The sequence below is a fragment of the Rhodopirellula sp. J20-39 genome (assembly GCF_057365095.1).
Genome location: NZ_CP195123.1, coordinates 4111057 through 4128736 on the forward strand (window position 1 = coordinate 4111057; position 17680 = coordinate 4128736).

The 17680-nt window shown below is 54.2% G+C and carries 14 protein-coding genes; 12 read left to right on the top strand and 2 right to left on the bottom strand.

Translation table 11 applies throughout. The features are described 5' to 3' along the window. The first annotated feature begins 45 nt into the window (after nucleotides 1-45). The 10 genes from ACR3ZL_RS14955 (at nucleotide 46) to ACR3ZL_RS15000 (ending at nucleotide 14239) form a co-directional block, all read left to right on the top strand. Nucleotides 46-909: an ABC transporter ATP-binding protein gene (locus ACR3ZL_RS14955; protein ID WP_473652323.1), complete on the top strand. Its 864-nt coding sequence runs from the start codon at nucleotides 46-48 to the stop codon at nucleotides 907-909. 441 nt (nucleotides 910-1350) lie between these two features. Further along, the gene (locus ACR3ZL_RS14960; RefSeq protein ID WP_473652322.1) at nucleotides 1351-1884 is read left to right on the top strand and encodes a hypothetical protein; all 534 of its coding nucleotides are present in this window, start codon (nucleotides 1351-1353) and stop codon (nucleotides 1882-1884) included. A gap of 75 nt (nucleotides 1885-1959) precedes the next feature. Next, complete coding sequence (locus ACR3ZL_RS14965; RefSeq protein ID WP_473652321.1) at nucleotides 1960-3837, top strand: DmsC/YnfH family molybdoenzyme membrane anchor subunit; 1878 nt, start codon at nucleotides 1960-1962, stop codon at nucleotides 3835-3837. Beyond that, nucleotides 3834-6104, top strand: a complete 2271-nt coding sequence (locus ACR3ZL_RS14970) for a molybdopterin oxidoreductase family protein (RefSeq protein ID WP_473652320.1) — start codon at nucleotides 3834-3836, stop codon at nucleotides 6102-6104. Before ACR3ZL_RS14965 ends, ACR3ZL_RS14970 begins: the two co-directional genes overlap by 4 nt. A 5-nt stretch (nucleotides 6105-6109) precedes the next feature. Continuing rightward, nucleotides 6110-7939 (top strand): NirA family protein, encoded by a 1830-nt coding sequence (locus tag ACR3ZL_RS14975; RefSeq protein ID WP_473652319.1) that lies wholly within the window; start codon nucleotides 6110-6112, stop codon nucleotides 7937-7939. Beyond that, on the top strand, nucleotides 7939-8088 hold the full coding sequence (locus ACR3ZL_RS14980) for a hypothetical protein (protein WP_473652318.1): 150 nt from the start codon (nucleotides 7939-7941) through the stop codon (nucleotides 8086-8088). The genes ACR3ZL_RS14975 and ACR3ZL_RS14980 overlap by 1 nt, the downstream gene beginning before the upstream one ends. A gap of 56 nt (nucleotides 8089-8144) precedes the next feature. After that, nucleotides 8145-9761, top strand: a complete 1617-nt coding sequence (locus ACR3ZL_RS14985) for a sulfite reductase subunit alpha (RefSeq protein WP_486172735.1) — start codon at nucleotides 8145-8147, stop codon at nucleotides 9759-9761. Nucleotides 9762-10003: 242 nt separating this feature from the next. After that, on the top strand, nucleotides 10004-13312 hold the full coding sequence (locus tag ACR3ZL_RS14990) for a peroxidase family protein (protein WP_486172736.1): 3309 nt from the start codon (nucleotides 10004-10006) through the stop codon (nucleotides 13310-13312). 45 nt (nucleotides 13313-13357) lie between these two features. Beyond that, nucleotides 13358-13819: a RidA family protein gene (locus ACR3ZL_RS14995; RefSeq protein WP_473652313.1), complete on the top strand. Its 462-nt coding sequence runs from the start codon at nucleotides 13358-13360 to the stop codon at nucleotides 13817-13819. Between the two features lie 99 nt (nucleotides 13820-13918). Next, nucleotides 13919-14239 carry a VF530 family protein gene (locus ACR3ZL_RS15000; RefSeq protein WP_473652312.1) on the top strand — a complete coding sequence of 107 codons (321 nt, stop codon included), beginning with the start codon at nucleotides 13919-13921 and terminating at the stop codon, nucleotides 14237-14239. Nucleotides 14240-14298: 59 nt separating this feature from the next. Here the strand turns inward: ACR3ZL_RS15000 and ACR3ZL_RS15005 are convergent, their stop codons facing one another. Both ACR3ZL_RS15005 and ACR3ZL_RS15010 read right to left on the bottom strand, forming a co-directional pair. After that, a complete protein-coding gene (locus ACR3ZL_RS15005; RefSeq protein WP_473652311.1) occupies nucleotides 14299-15003 on the bottom strand; it encodes an SDR family NAD(P)-dependent oxidoreductase in 705 nt (234 codons plus the stop codon). Nucleotides 15004-15017: 14 nt separating this feature from the next. Further along, nucleotides 15018-15410 carry a hypothetical protein gene (locus ACR3ZL_RS15010; RefSeq protein ID WP_473652310.1) on the bottom strand — a complete coding sequence of 131 codons (393 nt, stop codon included), beginning with the start codon at nucleotides 15408-15410 and terminating at the stop codon, nucleotides 15018-15020. Nucleotides 15411-15616: 206 nt separating this feature from the next. On the opposite strand from ACR3ZL_RS15010, the gene ACR3ZL_RS15015 reads away from it, so the two are divergent. Next, nucleotides 15617-16075, top strand: coding sequence for a hypothetical protein (locus tag ACR3ZL_RS15015; RefSeq protein ID WP_473652309.1), 459 nt, complete (start codon nucleotides 15617-15619; stop codon nucleotides 16073-16075). Between the two features lie 3 nt (nucleotides 16076-16078). Further along, nucleotides 16079-17575 carry a cryptochrome/photolyase family protein gene (locus tag ACR3ZL_RS15020; RefSeq protein ID WP_473652308.1) on the top strand — a complete coding sequence of 499 codons (1497 nt, stop codon included), beginning with the start codon at nucleotides 16079-16081 and terminating at the stop codon, nucleotides 17573-17575. The last annotated feature ends 105 nt before the right edge of the window (nucleotides 17576-17680 follow it).

The window sequence follows — 17680 nt, forward strand, 5'->3', positions numbered from 1 at the left end:
GTCGAGCCCATCCGCTCGCTTCAACTTTATACGGAAGTTCCCACCATGCGTGGCTACATCGAACTCTTTCGACTCGGCAAAACCTACGACACCCACAAGGGGCCCGTGGTCATCGTCGAGGAGTTTGACCTGAATCTCGAAAAGGGCGAGTACGTCTCATTGCTTGGGCATTCCGGTTGCGGCAAAAGCACCGTACTAACCATGGTGGCAGGGCTGAATCCGATTACCACCGGAGGTGTCGTCATCGACGGACGGGAAATCGATGGCCCTGGTCCTGATCGTGGCGTGGTCTTCCAATCACCCTGTTTGATGCCTTGGATGACGGCGTTGGACAACGTGATGTTGGGTGTTAACCAAGTCTACAGCAAGTCGTCCAAAGCGGACCGTGTCGACCTGGCCAGCTACTACCTCAACCTGGTTGGACTTGGCGGCAGTCTGAACAAACGGGCCAAGGATCTAAGCCAAGGAATGCAGCAACGAGTCGGCATCGCACGAGCTTTCGCGTTGCGTCCTAAAATGCTTTTGTTGGACGAACCGTTCGGCATGTTGGACTCGCTGACACGCATGGAACTTCAAGAAATCCTTCTTGAAATTTTGGTGCGTGACAAAGTGACCACCGTCATGGTGACGCACGACGTCGATGAGGCTCTCTTCATGAGCGATCGAGTTGTGATGATGACCAACGGACCTCGCGCCCGCGTTGGTGCGATCTTCAGTCTACCTTTTGCGCGGCCGCGAAACCGTGCTGATGTGCTCGACCATCCCGAGTACTACCACTATCGCGGCAAGATGATTCATTTCCTGGAAGAGCAAGATCACAAGAAGCTGAACGCGGACGCTGCGGCACGCGAAAAGGCTAAGCAAGAGGCGGAAAGCCAGCAACAGGAAGAAGTTGCTGGCGTCGGCTAAAGCTTGATCGAACAAATCCATCCGTGCATTTGCACGGGAATGAACGTTAAACCCAATGATTTTTCCTCTTCACCGTTTTCAATCCTGGTCCAATTCCTTGACAACTTCTTCGATACCATCGAACTGTTATCTCAGCGACATCGTTGTTTACGACGTTAGCTCAGACGGCCTTTTGACATCGGACGGGATGATGTGTCAGCTGCCGGTCGTTGAACTCGCAATGTCTACGGGCACGGCACAAGTCACCACGACCCAATTGCCAGTGGACGCATCAGCGGCAATCGCATTCCCGATCCATTACGACGGTCAAGTTGTTTCGGTCGTCTTGTTGCTTGGCGCAATCCGGACGAAACGGTTATTGATCCAATCGGAGTCTTTGAAGTCTGGGAGCCTGTTGGACCCTATCCCGAAGTGGCTTTGAAAGCGGGATATTACGGGGCCATGGAGCGTTTTCAAAATGTTAGCTCGTTCGTTCGTTTCGAAAAAGGAAGCGGACTTCCAGGCAGCGTTTGGGATCAGCGTTGTGCCATCATTCACGATGAATTGGCCGACCACCCCGGCTTTCTACGAGCGGCCGGTGCGTCAGCGGACTTATTGAGAACTGCGATTGGAATCCCGGTGGGTGGCGAGAGCTATCAAGCGACAGCTGTTCTGATCAGTTCAGCGAGCACTCCGATCGCCCGCGGAATGGAAGTTTGGGCAGCTCGCCCGGACTCCAATGAGTTCGAACTCACGTCGTGTGCGTACCACGACCTAGGGACGGACTACGCTCTTCCAGTTGGCACACTTTGTTCAGGTGATGCGGCTCCTTTCGCCCGGTTGCGAGATGAAAAGCGGGCTCTGGTCACCGACGATCCACAAGAACTGTTGGCCACACGCAATCAGGACGTGGCCCTGCCCGGCCCAACATCTGGCTTAGCAATTCCTTTCTTCGAGAACGCTACTTTGTCCAGCATCGCAATCCTTCACTTTTAGAAGGTCAATCAACGCCTGAACCCGAGTGCACGTTTCAGCTCGCACGAACCTTTAACGATCTTATCACCAGCAAATATGTCCAGTTTATCAACCATCGACCAACCGGTAGCGAAAACAGCGGTTTCTCCGTTGTCGATGACGCCGTCGAGCGATGGGACGTTTGATCTGGTTGGCATGTTGCTTGAAGAACAGCAGACTCTATCGGCAGTCGAACAATTCTCACGTTCGCACGATGATCTGCTTGTCGAAGATCAGGAAGCGGACAACGACCCCGATCAAGCGGTCTACTATCGTCGCTTGATGCCCGCGACGCCTCCCTCAGCGGATCAACAATATGCATTTGAAGTCGATTTGGACGCATGCAGCGGATGCAAGGCATGCGTAGTAGCGTGTCATACTCTCAACGGTTTGGAAGAAACCGAAAGTTGGCGTAAGGTTGGCACGCTAACCATCGGCGAGTTGGATGCCAAGCCGATTCCCGCAGATGACGCCACGCTCGATTCAACAGGCTCTCAAACCGATACTGCGCTGCCAATCGCAATCGCTCCCATGAAAGCTGAGTCGGTTGCGGGCGTGCAACACGTTACAGCCGCGTGCCACCATTGCGAAGATCCAGGTTGCCTCAACGGTTGTCCTGTGAAGGCTTATGACAAAGATCCGGCAACAGGAATCGTGCGGCATCTCGACGATCAATGCATCGGTTGCAAGTACTGCACGATGATGTGCCCGTACGAAGTTCCAAAATACAGCAAGCGGTTGGGCATCGTTCGCAAATGTGACATGTGCCACCAACGTCTTAGCGTTGGAGAGGCTCCCGCTTGTGTGCAGTCGTGCCCCAACGAGGCGATTGCGATTCGCACGGTGTCGACGGGCCAGGAATTCGCGATCAGCGATCGACTTATTGCGGGAGCACCGGTTTCTTCAATCACAAAACCAACAACACAATACGTCAGTCGCCACGGAGACGTCCTTGCCAACGCGATCCCTCAAGACGCCGCGATCGATCCGGTTGCTGAAAGTCATTGGCCGCTTGCGGTCATGCTGGTTGCTACGCAGATTTCGGTTTCGATGATCTTGATCGAACGCGTTTGGGCCGCTATCGGATGGCTGAGCGGTGAACCCGTCGCTTGGGAAGCTACACGGCTTAATTCCACTGCAGCACTACTAATTGCAATGGTCGGTTTGAATCTGGCTCCGCTGCATCTGGGCCAACCGCTGCGAGCTTGGAGGATCTTCTTAGGACTACGTACATCTTGGCTAAGCCGGGAAGCTGTGATCCTAGGGAAGTATGCCGGCGCCTTGACTGCAGCGGTCGCGTTGATGTGGTTGCCAGTTGTCGCTCCTTACACACCCGAGGCGATTACCAACCGGATCCCGGATTGGGTGATGGTTCCGGATTGGGCCATTACGGCTCTGCTTGCGGCATCGATCGTTTTCGGAATCGCGGGACTGTACAGCAGTGCGATGATCTACATCGCTACCAAACGGAAGTTGTGGCGTTACTCGCGAACACTTCCACGGTTCTTTGGCACAGGGATCGTGGTCGGTGCGGCGTCGACCGCTTGTGCACTCTGGTTCGGCGGAAGTGAAGCAACCTTGGTCACAGCTACTCTGCTAGTCGCGGCGCTAAGTGCCGCTTGGAAGCTGTCTTGGGAAGGACGCTTCCATATGTATGAAACACTAACTTCCGAATCTTGTGATGAGCTCGATCGTCGCAGCCATCGTTTGATGACGAGGGAGCTAGACGCCTTGCGAAAGCTGCGATTGGTCAGCGGATGGATCGGTGTTGCGAGTTGCGTGGTTGCGATGGGCGGTCTTGCTTCGCAATCGAGTTGGCTGATCGCCAGCTCAATTTTCTTTTCTTGCGTTTGCCTTCTCGGCGGTGAAGTGCTCGAACGCCTGTTGTATTTCATGAGTGTTGTTTACGACCGCATGCCGGGGACACTGCGATGAGTCTTGCCGAAGATCCTTCCATCACCGGACGTCTTGGGTTGCCCAAGATCAAGCTGCCCGAGATGCTGCAGCGACGTAACGGTTCCATGACACGCGAGCTTTTGCTGCGACCGGGCCAGCATGGCTTGGGCATGACGCATGAGTCGATGACTGCCGATACCACCACGACGGCAACCTGTGGATACTGCTCCACCGGATGCGGTTTGCGGTTGCACTTGCGAGATGGCGAGGCGATTGGCTTGACGCCGGAAACGCAATATCCGGTCAACCTGGGAATGGCTTGTCCCAAAGGTTGGGAAGCACTACGAGTTTTAGATTCCGAAGATCGTGCTACGACTCCGTTGCTGCGTGATGCAGGTGGCAACATGCAACCGATTCAGTGGGAAGAGGCGTTCACGACCTTTGTGAACAAGATCCGCGACGTTCAAGCTCAGCATGGTCCCGACTCGGTAGCATTTCTGTCGACAGGACAAATTCCTTGTGAGGAAATGGCGTTCTTAGGTGCTCTGACTCGGTTTGGGATGGGCATTCGCCACGGCGACGGGAACACACGTCAGTGCATGGCGACAGCCGTGACTGCGTACAAGGAATCATTTGGATTCGACGCACCGCCCTTCACATACGATGACTTTGAGCAAAGCGATTGCTTAGTGTTCATCGGTGCGAATCCATGCATCGGTCATCCGATCATGTGGGAACGGGTGCTGCGAAATCCGAATACGCCCGAAATCATTGTCATCGATCCACGCCGCACCGAAACGGCGATGGCCGCGACTCAGCATCTTCAGGTCCGACCCAAGAATGATCTGGCTTTGCTATACGCGATCACGAAACTGCTGATCGATAACGGGTACGTCGATACGCAGTTCGTCCAAGGGCACACGACCGGATTTGACGAATTGTGCGAGCACGTTAGCAAGTTCGATGTCGACACCGTCGCTCACGCCGCCGGCGTTTCGGTCAGTGCGGTTGAACAGGTTGCCCATACGATCGGCACGCGTAAGTCGGTTTCACTGTGGTGGACCATGGGCGTGAACCAGAGCTACGAGGGTACGCGAACCGCACAAGCGATGATCAACATCGCTCTTATTACCGGCAATATTGGTCGACTAGGCACAGGTGCCAATAGCATCACGGGACAGTGCAACGCGATGGGTTCGCGGCTTTGGAGCGGCACGACAAACTTGCTTGGTCATCACCGTTTTGATCTCGCGGAAGACCGCGTTAAGGTTGCCGATGCTCTCGGATTCGATCCCGAATGCATCCCTTCAACGAACAGTTGGCGATACGATCGGATCATCGAAGGCGTCCGCAACGGAGAGATCAAAGCGTTGTGGGTGATCGCAACGAATCCGGCACACAGTTGGATCGACCAAACCGATGTGAAGGAGTTGTTCGGAAAGCTGGACTTCCTGGTCGTGCAGGACATGTATCACACAACCGAAACCGCCCAGCATGCTGACATGTTATTGCCGTCCGCTGGATGGGGTGAAAAAGAAGGCACGTTCATTAACAGCGAGCGGCGTTACGGTTTGCTCAAAAAGGTGCGCCGAGCTCCCGGCCAAGCGCTCTCCGACTTCCAAATCCTACGAGGAATCGCTCACTATTGGGGCGTTGGCGATCAGTTCGCTGAATGGACCGATCCGGAGGCAGTCTTCCGAATTATGCAGAGGGCCAGTCAAGGCCAACCTTGCGACATCACCGGTATCGATGGCTATGCCCACATCGACCGTTGTGGCGGAATCCAGTGGCCATGGACCGCAGCGGACGCGGAAGAAACCGGTACCGCTGATCCGCCTCAGCAACGCCGACTTTTTGAAGACGGTCGCTTCTATTACGAAGACGGCAAAGCCAAGCTGATCTTTGACAACATCACACCTGCCCCTGAACCACCCACCCCCAACTTCCCGGTCATCCTTTTGACTGGAAGGGGAACGGTGAGCCAGTGGCACACCCAAACACGAACCAAGCAAAGTCCTGTGTTGGGAATGTTGTACCCGCAGGAAGCTTATGTGGAAATCAATCCGGTCGACGCAGACGAATGGGAGATCGTTCACGGCGATAAGGTCGTCATTCAATCGCGACGCGGACAGATCGAGGCGAATGCTTGCGTGACGGCAACGGTCCGTCGAGGTCAAGCCTTCATCCCGATGCACTACGCCGATACGAATCAATTGACGTTGTCCCATTTCGATCCACACAGTGGTCAGCCCAGTTACAAGGACTGCGCTGTTCGAATCACTCCAAAATCCCCACCTAGCAAGTAGTCCCTATGAGCGATTCAGAAGCATTCTCTGACGAGCAAAAGCAATACCTGAGCGGCTTTACCTTTGGCGCCGACGTGGCTCGAGCGGTATCGGGATTGCCGGTTTTGTCCAACGTGGCGGGCGGGAAGACAACCCAGTTGAGCTTGGGTGCAGGGGCTACGAAGGTCGATGGTAAAGCCTTGCCAGTCGGTCCGGAAAAGATCGCCTTACAGGCTCAAGCCGACACGATCGCTGCGGGTAAGAAGCTTTGCAAAGAAGAAGCAGCAAAACAAGCGAAGAATCCGCTGGACATGTGGGACGAAATCATCGGCTGGAGCGACGCGGGGGTCTTCCCAAAAGGAACCGACGTCTTTCTGCAAAAGTTTCACGGTTTGTTCCATGTTGCACCTGCACAAAATTCCTACATGATGCGATTGCGGATCCCTGGCGGTCTTTCGCACGCTTGGCAATTGAGCGGCATGGCGGACTTGGCTGATCGCAGTGCTGGCGGTTACCTCGATGTCACCACGCGAGCCAATTTGCAGTTCCGCGAGATCCCCGCTGATCAAGCGGCAAACATGCTTTACGGGATTCGCGAACTGGACGTGATCAGTCTTGGATCGGGCGGCGACAATATTCGTAATTGCACCGCAAGTTGCTTATCCGGCATCGATCCCGACGAGCTGATCGAAACCATTCCGCTGGCTAAGCGAATGCATAACTACATTCTCAATAGCCGAGAGATGTATGGATTGCCACGAAAGTTCAACATCGCCTTCGACGGCGGTGGCCGAATTGCCTCGTTGGAAGACACCAATGACATCGGATTCAAAGCTGTCCAAGTTACAGAAGACAACGCCAGCGAAGATCTACCTAGCGGCGTCTACTTCCAACTAACACTCGGCGGAATCACTGGACATAAAGATTTCGCTCGCGATACCGGGGTGCTGCTCAAACCGGATGAATGCGTCGCGGTTGCTGGCGCCATCGTCCGCGTGTTCGTGAAGAGCGGTGATCGCACCGATCGCAAAAAGGCACGTTTAAAATATGTTCTGGATGACTGGGGCTTCGACAAGTTCATCGAAGCGGTTGAAACCCAAATGGGCAAAACTTTACGGCGGGTGGATGCTTCCCGTGTATCGAGTGTTTCCCACGAAGATCGCCAAGCCCATGTCGGCTTTCATCCACAAAAGCAGGCCGGCCGTTTCTACGTGGGCGTCGTCTTGCCGGTCGGCCGAATCACCAGCGATCAGGCTCGCTCCTTAGCGGCGATCGCAGATGAGTTCGGAAATGGCGAAGTCCGTTGGACCGTCTGGCAAAATCTGATCCTTCCTGGCATCCGAGAAGCGGACATCGAAGCGGTACAAAAAGCAATTTTGGATTGTGGCTTGGATTACCGAGCAACTTCCTTCCGAGCTGGCTTGGTTGCCTGTACCGGCAGTGCCGGATGCAAATACGCCGGAGCCGATACCAAAGCGAACGCGATGACGCTTGCCGCGGTCTTGGAGGAGCGTTTGGAATTGGACGTTCCGATCAACATTCATTTGACGGGTTGCCACCACAGTTGTGCCCAACACTACATCGGCGATCTTGGTTTGATTGCTTGCCAAGTCGAACAAGGCGACGACATGGTGGATGGCTATCACATCATGGTCGGAGGCGGTTGGGGAGACCGGCAAGGGATCGGACGACCACTTTTGGAGTCCGTCGTGTTCGATGACATTCCGGCTTTGATGGTGAACTTGATCGGGGGATATCTCGATCTGCGGCAAGGTGATGAAACCTTCGTCGCTTTTGCTCGTCGCATGTCGGATGACGAACTACGCGACCTGACTCTCGCCAAGGAGGCTGTCTGATGACTCGCTGTACTGTACGTCGTCGTGGCCGAACCAAAGGAACTCGTTCTTACGAGGTCGAACAGCGGGCCGGCCGCGGTGCTTCGTTGATTCAACGTGGACCGCCGCGGACTTCAGGACAAACCGAACCTTTAAGTACGTCTGGCTAACCTACTTCGGCCAGCTTTTAAAACGACACATTCTTCCCCGCAATCAGTAAGCAACCATGACTAGCTTTATCCCTCAAACAGCTCCGTTTAACGAAGAGCAACGAGCCTGGCTCAATGGCTTCTTCGCCGGTCTTACAGGCGTGCAATCGGACGCCAACGCTTCCGCCGCCATGACGCTCGGTTTAGCAGCCGCGGATGCCGCTGGCGGTGTCGCGATTGCTGAACCGGAAGAAGAGGAAGATTTTCCGTGGCACGACGCGGCGCTACCCATCGTCGATCGTATGGAACTAGCCGAAGGCAAGCCCGTTGAGCGAAAGCTGATGGCGGCAATGGCTCAACTGGATTGCGGATCGTGCGGCTACCTTTGTCAATCGTACAGCGAAGCGATTGCCAATGGCGATGAGAAAAATCTGACGCTCTGCAGCCCCGGTGGCAAAGAGACGAAGCAGATGATCAAAAAGATTCTTGCTGACGCTCCCGCTGCAAACGGCGACACCAACGGCTCGGCTGTCAACGGACACGCCAATGGCGCATCGACTAATGGGAAGGCGGCTCAATGGTCGCGACAAAATCCGTACACGGCGACTTTGCTGGAGTCACGTGGTCTGAACAAGGAAGGATCCGCGAAAGACACTCGTCACGTGGTCATTGACCTGACCGGATCGGGTTTAAAGTACAACGTTGGTGATGCTTTGGGTGTTTATCCAACGAACTGCAGTGATCTAGCGAAGAAGCTGATCGCCGCGATGGCCGCGGATGCTAACGTGACGATTGAAAGTCCGATGGGAGAAAGCAAAACGTTGCTTGAAGCACTGTGCCAGGACTTCTGTTTAAAAGATCCTAGCGACGAGCTGATCGAATTGTTGTTGCAGCGGATCGCGGACGATTCGGCGAAAGAAACACTGAAGACGATGTTAGAAGACGGCGTGCCGGATGGGTTTGATGTGTTGGACGTCTTCGAGGTCGCCAAGGGAGCGACGGTGACGGCGACCGAAGTGATTGAAACACTCGAACCACTCAACCCGCGACTTTATTCGATCGCAAGTAGCATGAATCACGTTGGGGATCAGGTTCACTTGACGGTTGGTAAGGTCGTCTACGAACGCGAAGGCCGCGTGCGGAAGGGTGTTGCCAGCACGATGTTGTCCGATCGCATCGCTACGGGAGAGACCGTGCGAGTCTTTGTGCAACCCAATCACGCCGGTTTCACGGTGCCCAATGACACCAGCAAGCCAGTCATCATGGTCGGTCCGGGAACAGGAATCGCGCCATTCGTTTCGTTCTTGCAAGAACGCGCCGTATCCAAAGCGACCGGAAAGAATTGGTTGTTCTTCGGCGACCAGCACGAAGCGTATGATTTCTTGTATGAAGAAGACCTACGCCAGTATCAAGCCGATGGCGTACTCACGCGTTTAGACACCGCATTCAGTCGAGACGGGGACACCAAGGTTTACGTTCAAGATCGGATGCGTCAAAACGGTGCCGAACTTTGGAAGTGGTTGTCCGAGGGCGGTAGTTTCTATGTATGTGGGGATGCATCTCGGATGGCCAAAGACGTCGACCGCGCCCTCCACGATATCGCTGCGGAGCACGGGAACATGAGCGACGAACAAGCCAAAGCGTTCATCAAACAATTGGCTGCCGACGGTCGCTATCACCGAGACGTTTACTAGACCTCACGTCGAGACGGAGTTTTTTCCGAACCGGAGGGTGCGATCGCTAGCTCGGCAGAGGACAAAATCCTGCCGTGACGGCTGGCCAGATTTGCAAGACGGGGCAAACGCCTCGCTGGTGATCTGGCGAGTGCCAATTGGCCAGAAAATTCGGGAGTTTACACGGATTTGGAATTGATTGAGGATGGGGGCGGATTAACGTCGGGCGAAGAAACCCACCCCCCATCAGTACAGGCCGAATCATGCCTTCGTGTGAACCCAGTCGTAGGCGTCTTTTCTCCTCAAAACCTGGTCGCGGAGTTGCCGCGGCACGAGCTGGCTTTTCGGCTCCCTCGCCACTCGAACCGCGTTTAATGTTGGCGGGCGACGTCGCCCCGGCCATGGATGTCGCCATTAGCGGAACCGAGATTTCGAGCGACAGTTCTTCGCTGGACGAAGTAAGCGCGGCTGCTTCCCGACTTTCAGACGACATGCAAAGTGTCGTCGAGAACATCGTGTTCATTGATCCTAGTGTGCCCGACTCCGAGACGCTTTTGGCTGGCATTCCCCAATCCAGCAAACTCGTTCTGCTTTCTTCTGACGAAGATGGTCTGTCGCAGGTAACGCAAACTTTGGCGAACCATCGCGGTGTAAAAACGGTACACATTCTTTCACATGGTGCCGACGGCCAAATACAACTTGGCAACCAAACCATCCACGCGGGTACCCTGTCCGAAAACGCAGTCGCAATATCCCAGTGGGGAAAATCGCTCGCACCGAACGCTGATATTATGCTCTACGGATGCAACGTCACAGCCTCGTCCGTCGGGCTTCAATTCGTATCAACCTTGGCCCAGTTAACCGGCGCTGATGTGGCGGCTTCAGATGACCGCACCGGGGCTGCGAGCCGCGGTGGTGACTGGGTTTTGGAAACCCGGATCGGTGCAATTGAATCTTCGCTGGTCGCTCGACGCGACACTCTCGAACAATACGCTGGTGTGTTGCCGATCACGATTCACGCAGCCGGTCAAACTGGCGAAGAGAACATGGAGCTCCGGATCGACGGGAACACGGTTGCGTCATGGTCCAATATTGGTGGCAGTTTGGAAAACCGTGAGTTCCAAGCGTTCACCTACGACGGGCCGATCAATGACCACGTGCAAAGGATCCAAGTCGTCTTCACCAACGACTTGTTTGTCGCTGGCGTGACCGACCGGAACTTGTTCATCGATCGGATGACGATCGGCTCTACCACCCTTGAAACCGAAGATGCTTCGGTCTTTTCAACTGGCACTTGGCGTGAAGGGATTGGCGTCGAGCCGGGGAACGTGCAAAGCGAAACGCTTCACGCAAACGGCTACTTCGAATTCCAAAATCCGGTTGGGAGTCAAAGCACGATTCAAATTGATGCTGCTGGTGCAACCGGAACGGAGTCAATGCGTTTGTGGATCGATGGCGATGCTGTCGCGGACTGGGAAAACGTTGGCGGTGATCCGAACGCGGGCAGCTTCCAGACCTATACGTTTCAAACCGAACGGTTGGTGACCGCCGAACAGGTGCGTGTGGAATTCACCAACGACCTGTACGTCGCTGGTCAGACGGACCGCAATCTCACCATTGAGCAGATTTCGATTGATGGAGTCGCCTATCAATCTGAATCGGCAAGTACTTTTTCGACCGGGACCTGGAAAGCCGAAGACGGCGTTTCACCAGGTTTCCGGCAAAGTGAAACTCTACATGCCAACGGATACTTCCGCTATTCCCGCGATGCCCAGGGACCGGACTACCGGAACCTCGATGGCTTTGGCAACAACGCCGCGCAGCCTGGTTGGGGTGCCGCTTGGGCGGAGTTAATTCGAGTCGCTCCCTCGCAATATAGCGACGGCGTTTCGTCTCCCGCTGGGGAAAACCGTCCGAGTGCTCGCGAGATCAGCAACGTCTTGGCGGAGGCTGGTGAGTATGAGTTCGGCAATTCTCGGGGGATGTCTGCGGTCGTTCACGTTTGGGGACAGTTCATCGACCATGACATGGACCTTACCGAACCACCGCCAAGCGGAGGTGAAGCGATTGCCATTCCAGTTCCAACGGGCGATCCCTACTTTGATCCGGCGGGAACCGGTACCGCGACGATGACCATGATGCGGTCGGAATTCATCTCCGGGACGGGAACCGATTCGAGCAACCCAAGGCAGCACGCCAATGCGATCACTGCATTCATTGACGGGTCGATGGTGTACGGTTCCAGCGTGGAAGTGAACGCGCAGCTTCGCGAGTTTAGCGGCGGAAGATTGAAGTCCAGCATCGGTGACCTGTTGCCTAAGAACGTCGACGGAAGCTCTGACGCCGGAGACATCCGCGCGGACGAGAACACGAATCTTACATCGATGCACACGCTCTTTATGAGAGAGCACAACTATCAAGCGGGCTTACTTGCCCAACTGAATCCGCAATGGAATGACGAGCAGATCTATCAAGAAGCACGTCAAATAGTGATCGCAGAGATCCAGGCGATCACCTTCAATGAATTCCTGCCAGCGTTGCTGGGTGATAACGCGATTTCGCAGTACGCCGGATACGACGCGACAGTGAATCCAGGCATCGCGACTGAGTTTTCCAGTGCTGCCTACCGGATGGGCCACACGCTGATCAATAACGAAATCAAGTTCATTGGCAACGGTGGGGAGGAAGTCAGTCCAGCGATCACGTTAGCCGAAGCGTTCTTCAATCCATCGATTATCGATGCCGAGGGGATCGACACTTCGCTCAAGTTCATCACCTCGATTCAGGCTCAAGAAGTCGACACACGAATCATCAGTAGCCTGCGAAACTTCCTGTTCGGCGCACCAGGGTCAGGCGGACTGGACTTGGCTTCGCTGAACATCACACGCGGACGTGATCATGGATTGGCTGATTACAACACGACTCGAGAAGCATACGGTTTGGCCCGTGTTTCAAGTTTTGACCAGATCACATCCGACGTTGAGCTGCAACAGAAACTAGGGTCGTTGTATGGATCAGTCGACAACATTGATTTGTGGGTGGGGGGACTGGCGGAAGATCACGCACCGGGTAGCTCCGTAGGCGAGTTGGTAGGCACGATCATCGCCGAACAATTTCAGCGGACACGCCAAGGCGACTCTTTGTGGTACGAAAACGCGTTGCCATCACAGTTGGTCGATCAGGTCAACCAAACGCGGCTTTCGGATATTATTCGACGGAATAGCTCGATCAAGAATATCCAGAACGACGTGTTCTTCATGCAATCGGGCGTTCAGGGGCAAGTCTTCGCCGGTTCGCCCGATGCCGGGCAACTTGGGTTCCCGATGGTCGACATTGCGATCAATCTTTACAATGCCCAAGGTGACTACCTGGGGACTAGCCGAACCGATTCGAACGGCAACTACAAGTTCGACAACATCGGTGAAGTTGGCGCCTACCGGGTGCAAATGCATCTGCCGACGCAGTACGATCCGGGCAGCACAACCTATCGTGACATTTGGATAAGCCGAGGCGATCAGACGATCTCATTGGTGGACTTCCGTATTCCCAACGCAAATCAATTTCTGGCCTAGTGAATTCCTAGCTGAGTTCATGGCCACCTCAAAGGATACGTGACCGTGTTTGACGCAAAAATCACTGAGCTTGGACTCGAACTTCCGCCTGCCCCGAAACCGGTAGGCGTGTACAAGCCGATCGTACAGGTTGGTAACTTGGTCTATTTGTCGGGGCATGGCCCGCTGAAGAGTGACAAAACGATCATCACCGGCCGGATCGGCAAAGACATGGATAGCGAAGCTGGTTATGCGGCTGCACGTCAGACCGGATTGGCGATCTTGGCCACGCTGCAACAACACTTGGGATCGATCGACCAAGTCGTTCGATTGGTCAAACTGTTCGGTTTAGTTCAGTGCACCGATGCATTCGATGCACAACCAGCCGTTATCAACGGTTGCAGTGAACTGTTCCGAGACGTGTTCGGCGAAGATGCGGGTATCGCCGCACGAAGTGCCGTTGGGGCTACGTCTTTGCCAGGTGGTATGGCTGTTGAAATTGAAGCCATTTTCGAAGTGAAGGCGTAACGCAAAACGTCGTCGTTCTAACGATCGCTCCGTTCGCGTGAATTTGCCACGCCCTCTCTCTTGCCCGATTGCTGAAGGATTTCAGTCTAGACTGCTCCTATGAAACCAACCCAACCGAACAATCCGCTGCACGGCGTCACCCTTGAGTCCATGCTGAACTATTTGGTCGCGGAATACGGTTGGGAGGAACTGGGCGATCGCATCCGGATCCATTGTTTCAATCACGAACCAAGCGTTAAGAGCAGTTTGAAGTTTCTACGCAAAACGGATTGGGCTCGAACCAAAGTCGAGCGGTTGTACGCGAATTCGATCAGCTACGATGAACGACACCGACAACGGGAGTCGGATCCCGACGAACATGAACCTACAAAAAAGGGCCCTGTTCCCGAAAATATTTGGTATCAAGCTCGTAAGAAGTAAATCCGTCTGGGAATACGCCGAGCTTGGCTGAACGGGAGCATTCGCGGCGTGAGGCTGTTTCAGTTGCGAACCGTCGACATGCCGCCGTCGACACCGATCACTTGGCCGGTGATCCAGCCGGACACGTCGGTCAACAAGAATTCAGACATGGCTGCAACATCGTCAGCCAGACCGATTCTTTTCAGTGGATGACGCTCCGCCATGGCAGTGCGTTTCTGATCGCTCGACAGCAATCGTTCCGCCAACGGCGTGTCGGTCAACGAAGGTGCGATACCGTTCACGCGGATCTTCGGAGCCAGTTCCGCAGCAAGCGATCGAGTGAGTCCCTCGACCGCGCCCTTCGCGGATGCGACGGAAGCGTGCATCGGCAGACCCTGTGATACCGCTACCGTGCTGAACATCACCATCGATGATGCATCAGCCGCTTTCATCGCTGGAAGAGCGGCCTGCAGGCACTTGACCGCGCCGACCACGTTCAGCTCGAAATCGGCAATCATCGTGTCAGCTTTCAACCCGCGAATCGGCAGCAGATTAATCGAACCGGGACAGTACGCGAGACCGTCAATTGACTTCGGCAGTGTTGACGGATCAATATCGTCGGTCAAAACGTCTGCCTGTACATGAGTCACGCCAGCTAATCCGGCGAGCTCATCGTTGGATCGGGAGATTACCGTGATCAACGATCCGTTGGCAAGCAGTCGCTGAACGATTGCCAGTCCGATGCCGTGGCTCCCACCGACGATGACGTATTGTTTCTGACTCATGGAATGACCGATCTTTAACGAGTGGCGCGGTTGGCAAGAGCCGTTTCAGAGTAAATGGATTTCACCAGTCGATAGAGAACGAGGCGTTCGGCTCCCCTCTCAATCGCCTGTTGTTCGGCGAGATGTTGGGCAACCTCGCTGTCTGAGACGCCAGCTTTGCGGAGCACTTCGCGGAGTTGTTCCCATGTGGGAATCCAAACCATGATTTCCTTGAAGCGTTCAACGCCACCGACGATACGCATGAAGTACGAATAGTTCAGGATGAAATAGACGCCCGGTTGAAAGGGCGATTCTTGCGTGCAAAACCCCGTTTCGTCGAAGACGAAATCGCCCGCCGAAGGTTCCCATGCCAATCCGTGTTCGCGAAGTGATTTGGCGAGTTCAATTTCTTCGATAGTGAATCGCATTGGCTCACACAAAGTGCATGCAGGGATTGGTGGTGAAGCTGTCGTGAAACCTTAGCGAGATGAAAAGTGCAAGGCACGCTTTTGCCTAATGCCGGGCCGCACACGATCCCTTGACGATGCACTAAAATCTTACCTACAGCACAGCCCCATTCGCTGCTCGTTCACGTTTTAAACTTCCTTTTTCTCAATCAGCAACGAGGCAAAGAATGCCACTGTCGATTCTGTTGTTGATTTTGAACATGGTCGCCACGCTATTCATGATTGGGTTGATTTGGACGATCCAGATCGTTCATTATCCGATGTTCAATGGTGTCGGAACTGAAAAATTCATAGCCTACCAACGCCGTCATCAATTCCTGGTCACCTTTGTGGTTGGGCCGCCTATGTTGGCTGAAGCAGTAAGTGCGTTGCTTTTGGTTTGGTACCCGCCGCCCGGTGTCAGCAGCACGCTCATCGTCGTTGGAATTGTTTTGGTTGGATTGATTTGGCTCTCCACGGCGGCTCTACAGGTTCCATGCCACACCAAGCTGCTCAACGGCTTTGAAGCAGGGATTCACTGTCGATTAGTGCGTTCGAATTGGATTCGCACGATAGCGTGGACCGCGCGAGGCGTACTGGCGGTTTGGATGATAATTGAAGTCTTGTCAGTCACTTTGCGAGTTTGAAACTTGATATTGCTTATCCTGCCGAACCAGCTATTCGATGAGCATCCGGGGCTAAACGAAAATCCGAGCAAGGTGATCATATTGGAAGACTCGCTGTTCTTCGGCGACCCTCAATATCCGATGCGGCCGCATCAGCAAAAGCTTTGGCTTCATCGGGCCACGATGAAACGCTACGAACGGAAGCTGCTGGATCAAGGATTCAATGTCGCTTATCTAGAATACGACGCCGACAAACCTCGCTTGAAAGACCAATTGGCCAAAACGATCGATCTTAGCGGGGCTACTTCGGAAACAATGTGTGTGATCGATCCAACGGATTTCATATTTGAAAAGCGGCTCAAGCGAGTGGCTGCGGAATTTGGATGCGAATTGCAGATGCTTCCTAATCCAGGCTTCATCAATTCGAGAGCTGAAAACGAAGAGTATCGTGATGGGAAGAGTCGCTGGTTCATGGCGGATTTCTACAAGTGGCAACGTCGCCGACTGGACATCTTGATGGATGGCGACGAACCACAGGGCGATCAATGGAGCTTCGACGAGGACAATCGGAAAAAGGTGCCCAAGAAAAACTTGTCGTCTATCCCCACTCTCGATAAACCTGAGCACGATACGATCGATTTTGCCGCGAAGTCGTACGTCCAAGACCGTTTCGCCGACAATCCAGGATCGTTAGAAAACCTTTACTACCCAACGTCTCACGATGCCGCACGCGAATGGCTGCAGCGTTTTTTGAAGACACGGTTTGACCGCTTTGGCGATTACGAAGACGCGATCGTCGAAGGTGAATCTTGGCTGTGGCACAGCGTCCTTACGCCTTCATTGAACATCGGGTTGCTCACCCCTGAAGAGGTTGTTGAGAAATCTCTTCGTTATGCAAAAGACAACGATATCCCGCTGAACTCGTTGGAAGGATTCATTCGTCAGATCATCGGCTGGCGTGAGTTCATGCGGGCGACCTATCAAGACCTTGGCGTTGCGATGCGGACGACCAATCATTGGCGACACCATCGACCGATGCCCAGTTGCTTTTATGACGCTACGACTGGGATCGTCCCGATTGACGACACAATTCGCCGCATTCTAGAAACCGGCTACTGTCATCACATCGAGCGACTGATGGTGCTTGGTGGGTTCATGTTCTTATGTGAGATTGATCCGGATGACATCTATCTTTGGTTTATGGAGATGTTTGTCGATAGCTACGATTGGGTGATGGTGCCTAATGTATATGCAATGAGTCAGAACGCAGACGGTGGATCCATTACGACGAAGCCCTACTTTTCGGGTTCGTCGTACGTTCGCAAGATGAGCCATTACAAACGGGGGCCGTGGTGCGATGTTTGGGATGGACTTTATTGGCGTTGGATCTGGAACCACACCGACCAGCTTGAGAAGAATCCGCGTTGGGCGATGATGTGCAGCATGGCAAAGAAGATGGATCCTGGAAAACGCGATGGCCACCTCGATGCAGCGGAAGCGTTCCTGGAACAATTGCAGTAAGCCGCCTTGCTGACTATTACGGCCTGCGGTTAAGTCAAAGTAGTTACGACACTCGGAGTAGAGGGGATCTCGAAGTCCGACACTCGCCTTGACGCCCCAGCGGTA

What these genes read in the sequence shown, in the direction of transcription:
- ACR3ZL_RS14955 (WP_473652323.1), top strand. Translation starts at nt 46, where the DNA reads ATGCGTGGCTACATCGAACTCTTTCGACTCGGCAAAACCTACGACACC.
- ACR3ZL_RS14960 (WP_473652322.1), top strand. Translation starts at nt 1,351, where the DNA reads ATGGAGCGTTTTCAAAATGTTAGCTCGTTCGTTCGTTTCGAAAAAGGA.
- ACR3ZL_RS14965 (WP_473652321.1), top strand. Translation starts at nt 1,960, where the DNA reads ATGTCCAGTTTATCAACCATCGACCAACCGGTAGCGAAAACAGCGGTT.
- ACR3ZL_RS14970 (WP_473652320.1), top strand. Translation starts at nt 3,834, where the DNA reads ATGAGTCTTGCCGAAGATCCTTCCATCACCGGACGTCTTGGGTTGCCC.
- ACR3ZL_RS14975 (WP_473652319.1), top strand. Translation starts at nt 6,110, where the DNA reads ATGAGCGATTCAGAAGCATTCTCTGACGAGCAAAAGCAATACCTGAGC.
- ACR3ZL_RS14980 (WP_473652318.1), top strand. Translation starts at nt 7,939, where the DNA reads ATGACTCGCTGTACTGTACGTCGTCGTGGCCGAACCAAAGGAACTCGT.
- ACR3ZL_RS14985 (WP_486172735.1), top strand. Translation starts at nt 8,145, where the DNA reads ATGACTAGCTTTATCCCTCAAACAGCTCCGTTTAACGAAGAGCAACGA.
- ACR3ZL_RS14990 (WP_486172736.1), top strand. Translation starts at nt 10,004, where the DNA reads ATGCCTTCGTGTGAACCCAGTCGTAGGCGTCTTTTCTCCTCAAAACCT.
- ACR3ZL_RS15000 (WP_473652312.1), top strand. Translation starts at nt 13,919, where the DNA reads ATGAAACCAACCCAACCGAACAATCCGCTGCACGGCGTCACCCTTGAG.
- ACR3ZL_RS15005 (WP_473652311.1), bottom strand. Translation starts at nt 15,003, where the DNA reads ATGAGTCAGAAACAATACGTCATCGTCGGTGGGAGCCACGGCATCGGA.
- ACR3ZL_RS15010 (WP_473652310.1), bottom strand. Translation starts at nt 15,410, where the DNA reads ATGCGATTCACTATCGAAGAAATTGAACTCGCCAAATCACTTCGCGAA.
- ACR3ZL_RS15015 (WP_473652309.1), top strand. Translation starts at nt 15,617, where the DNA reads ATGCCACTGTCGATTCTGTTGTTGATTTTGAACATGGTCGCCACGCTA.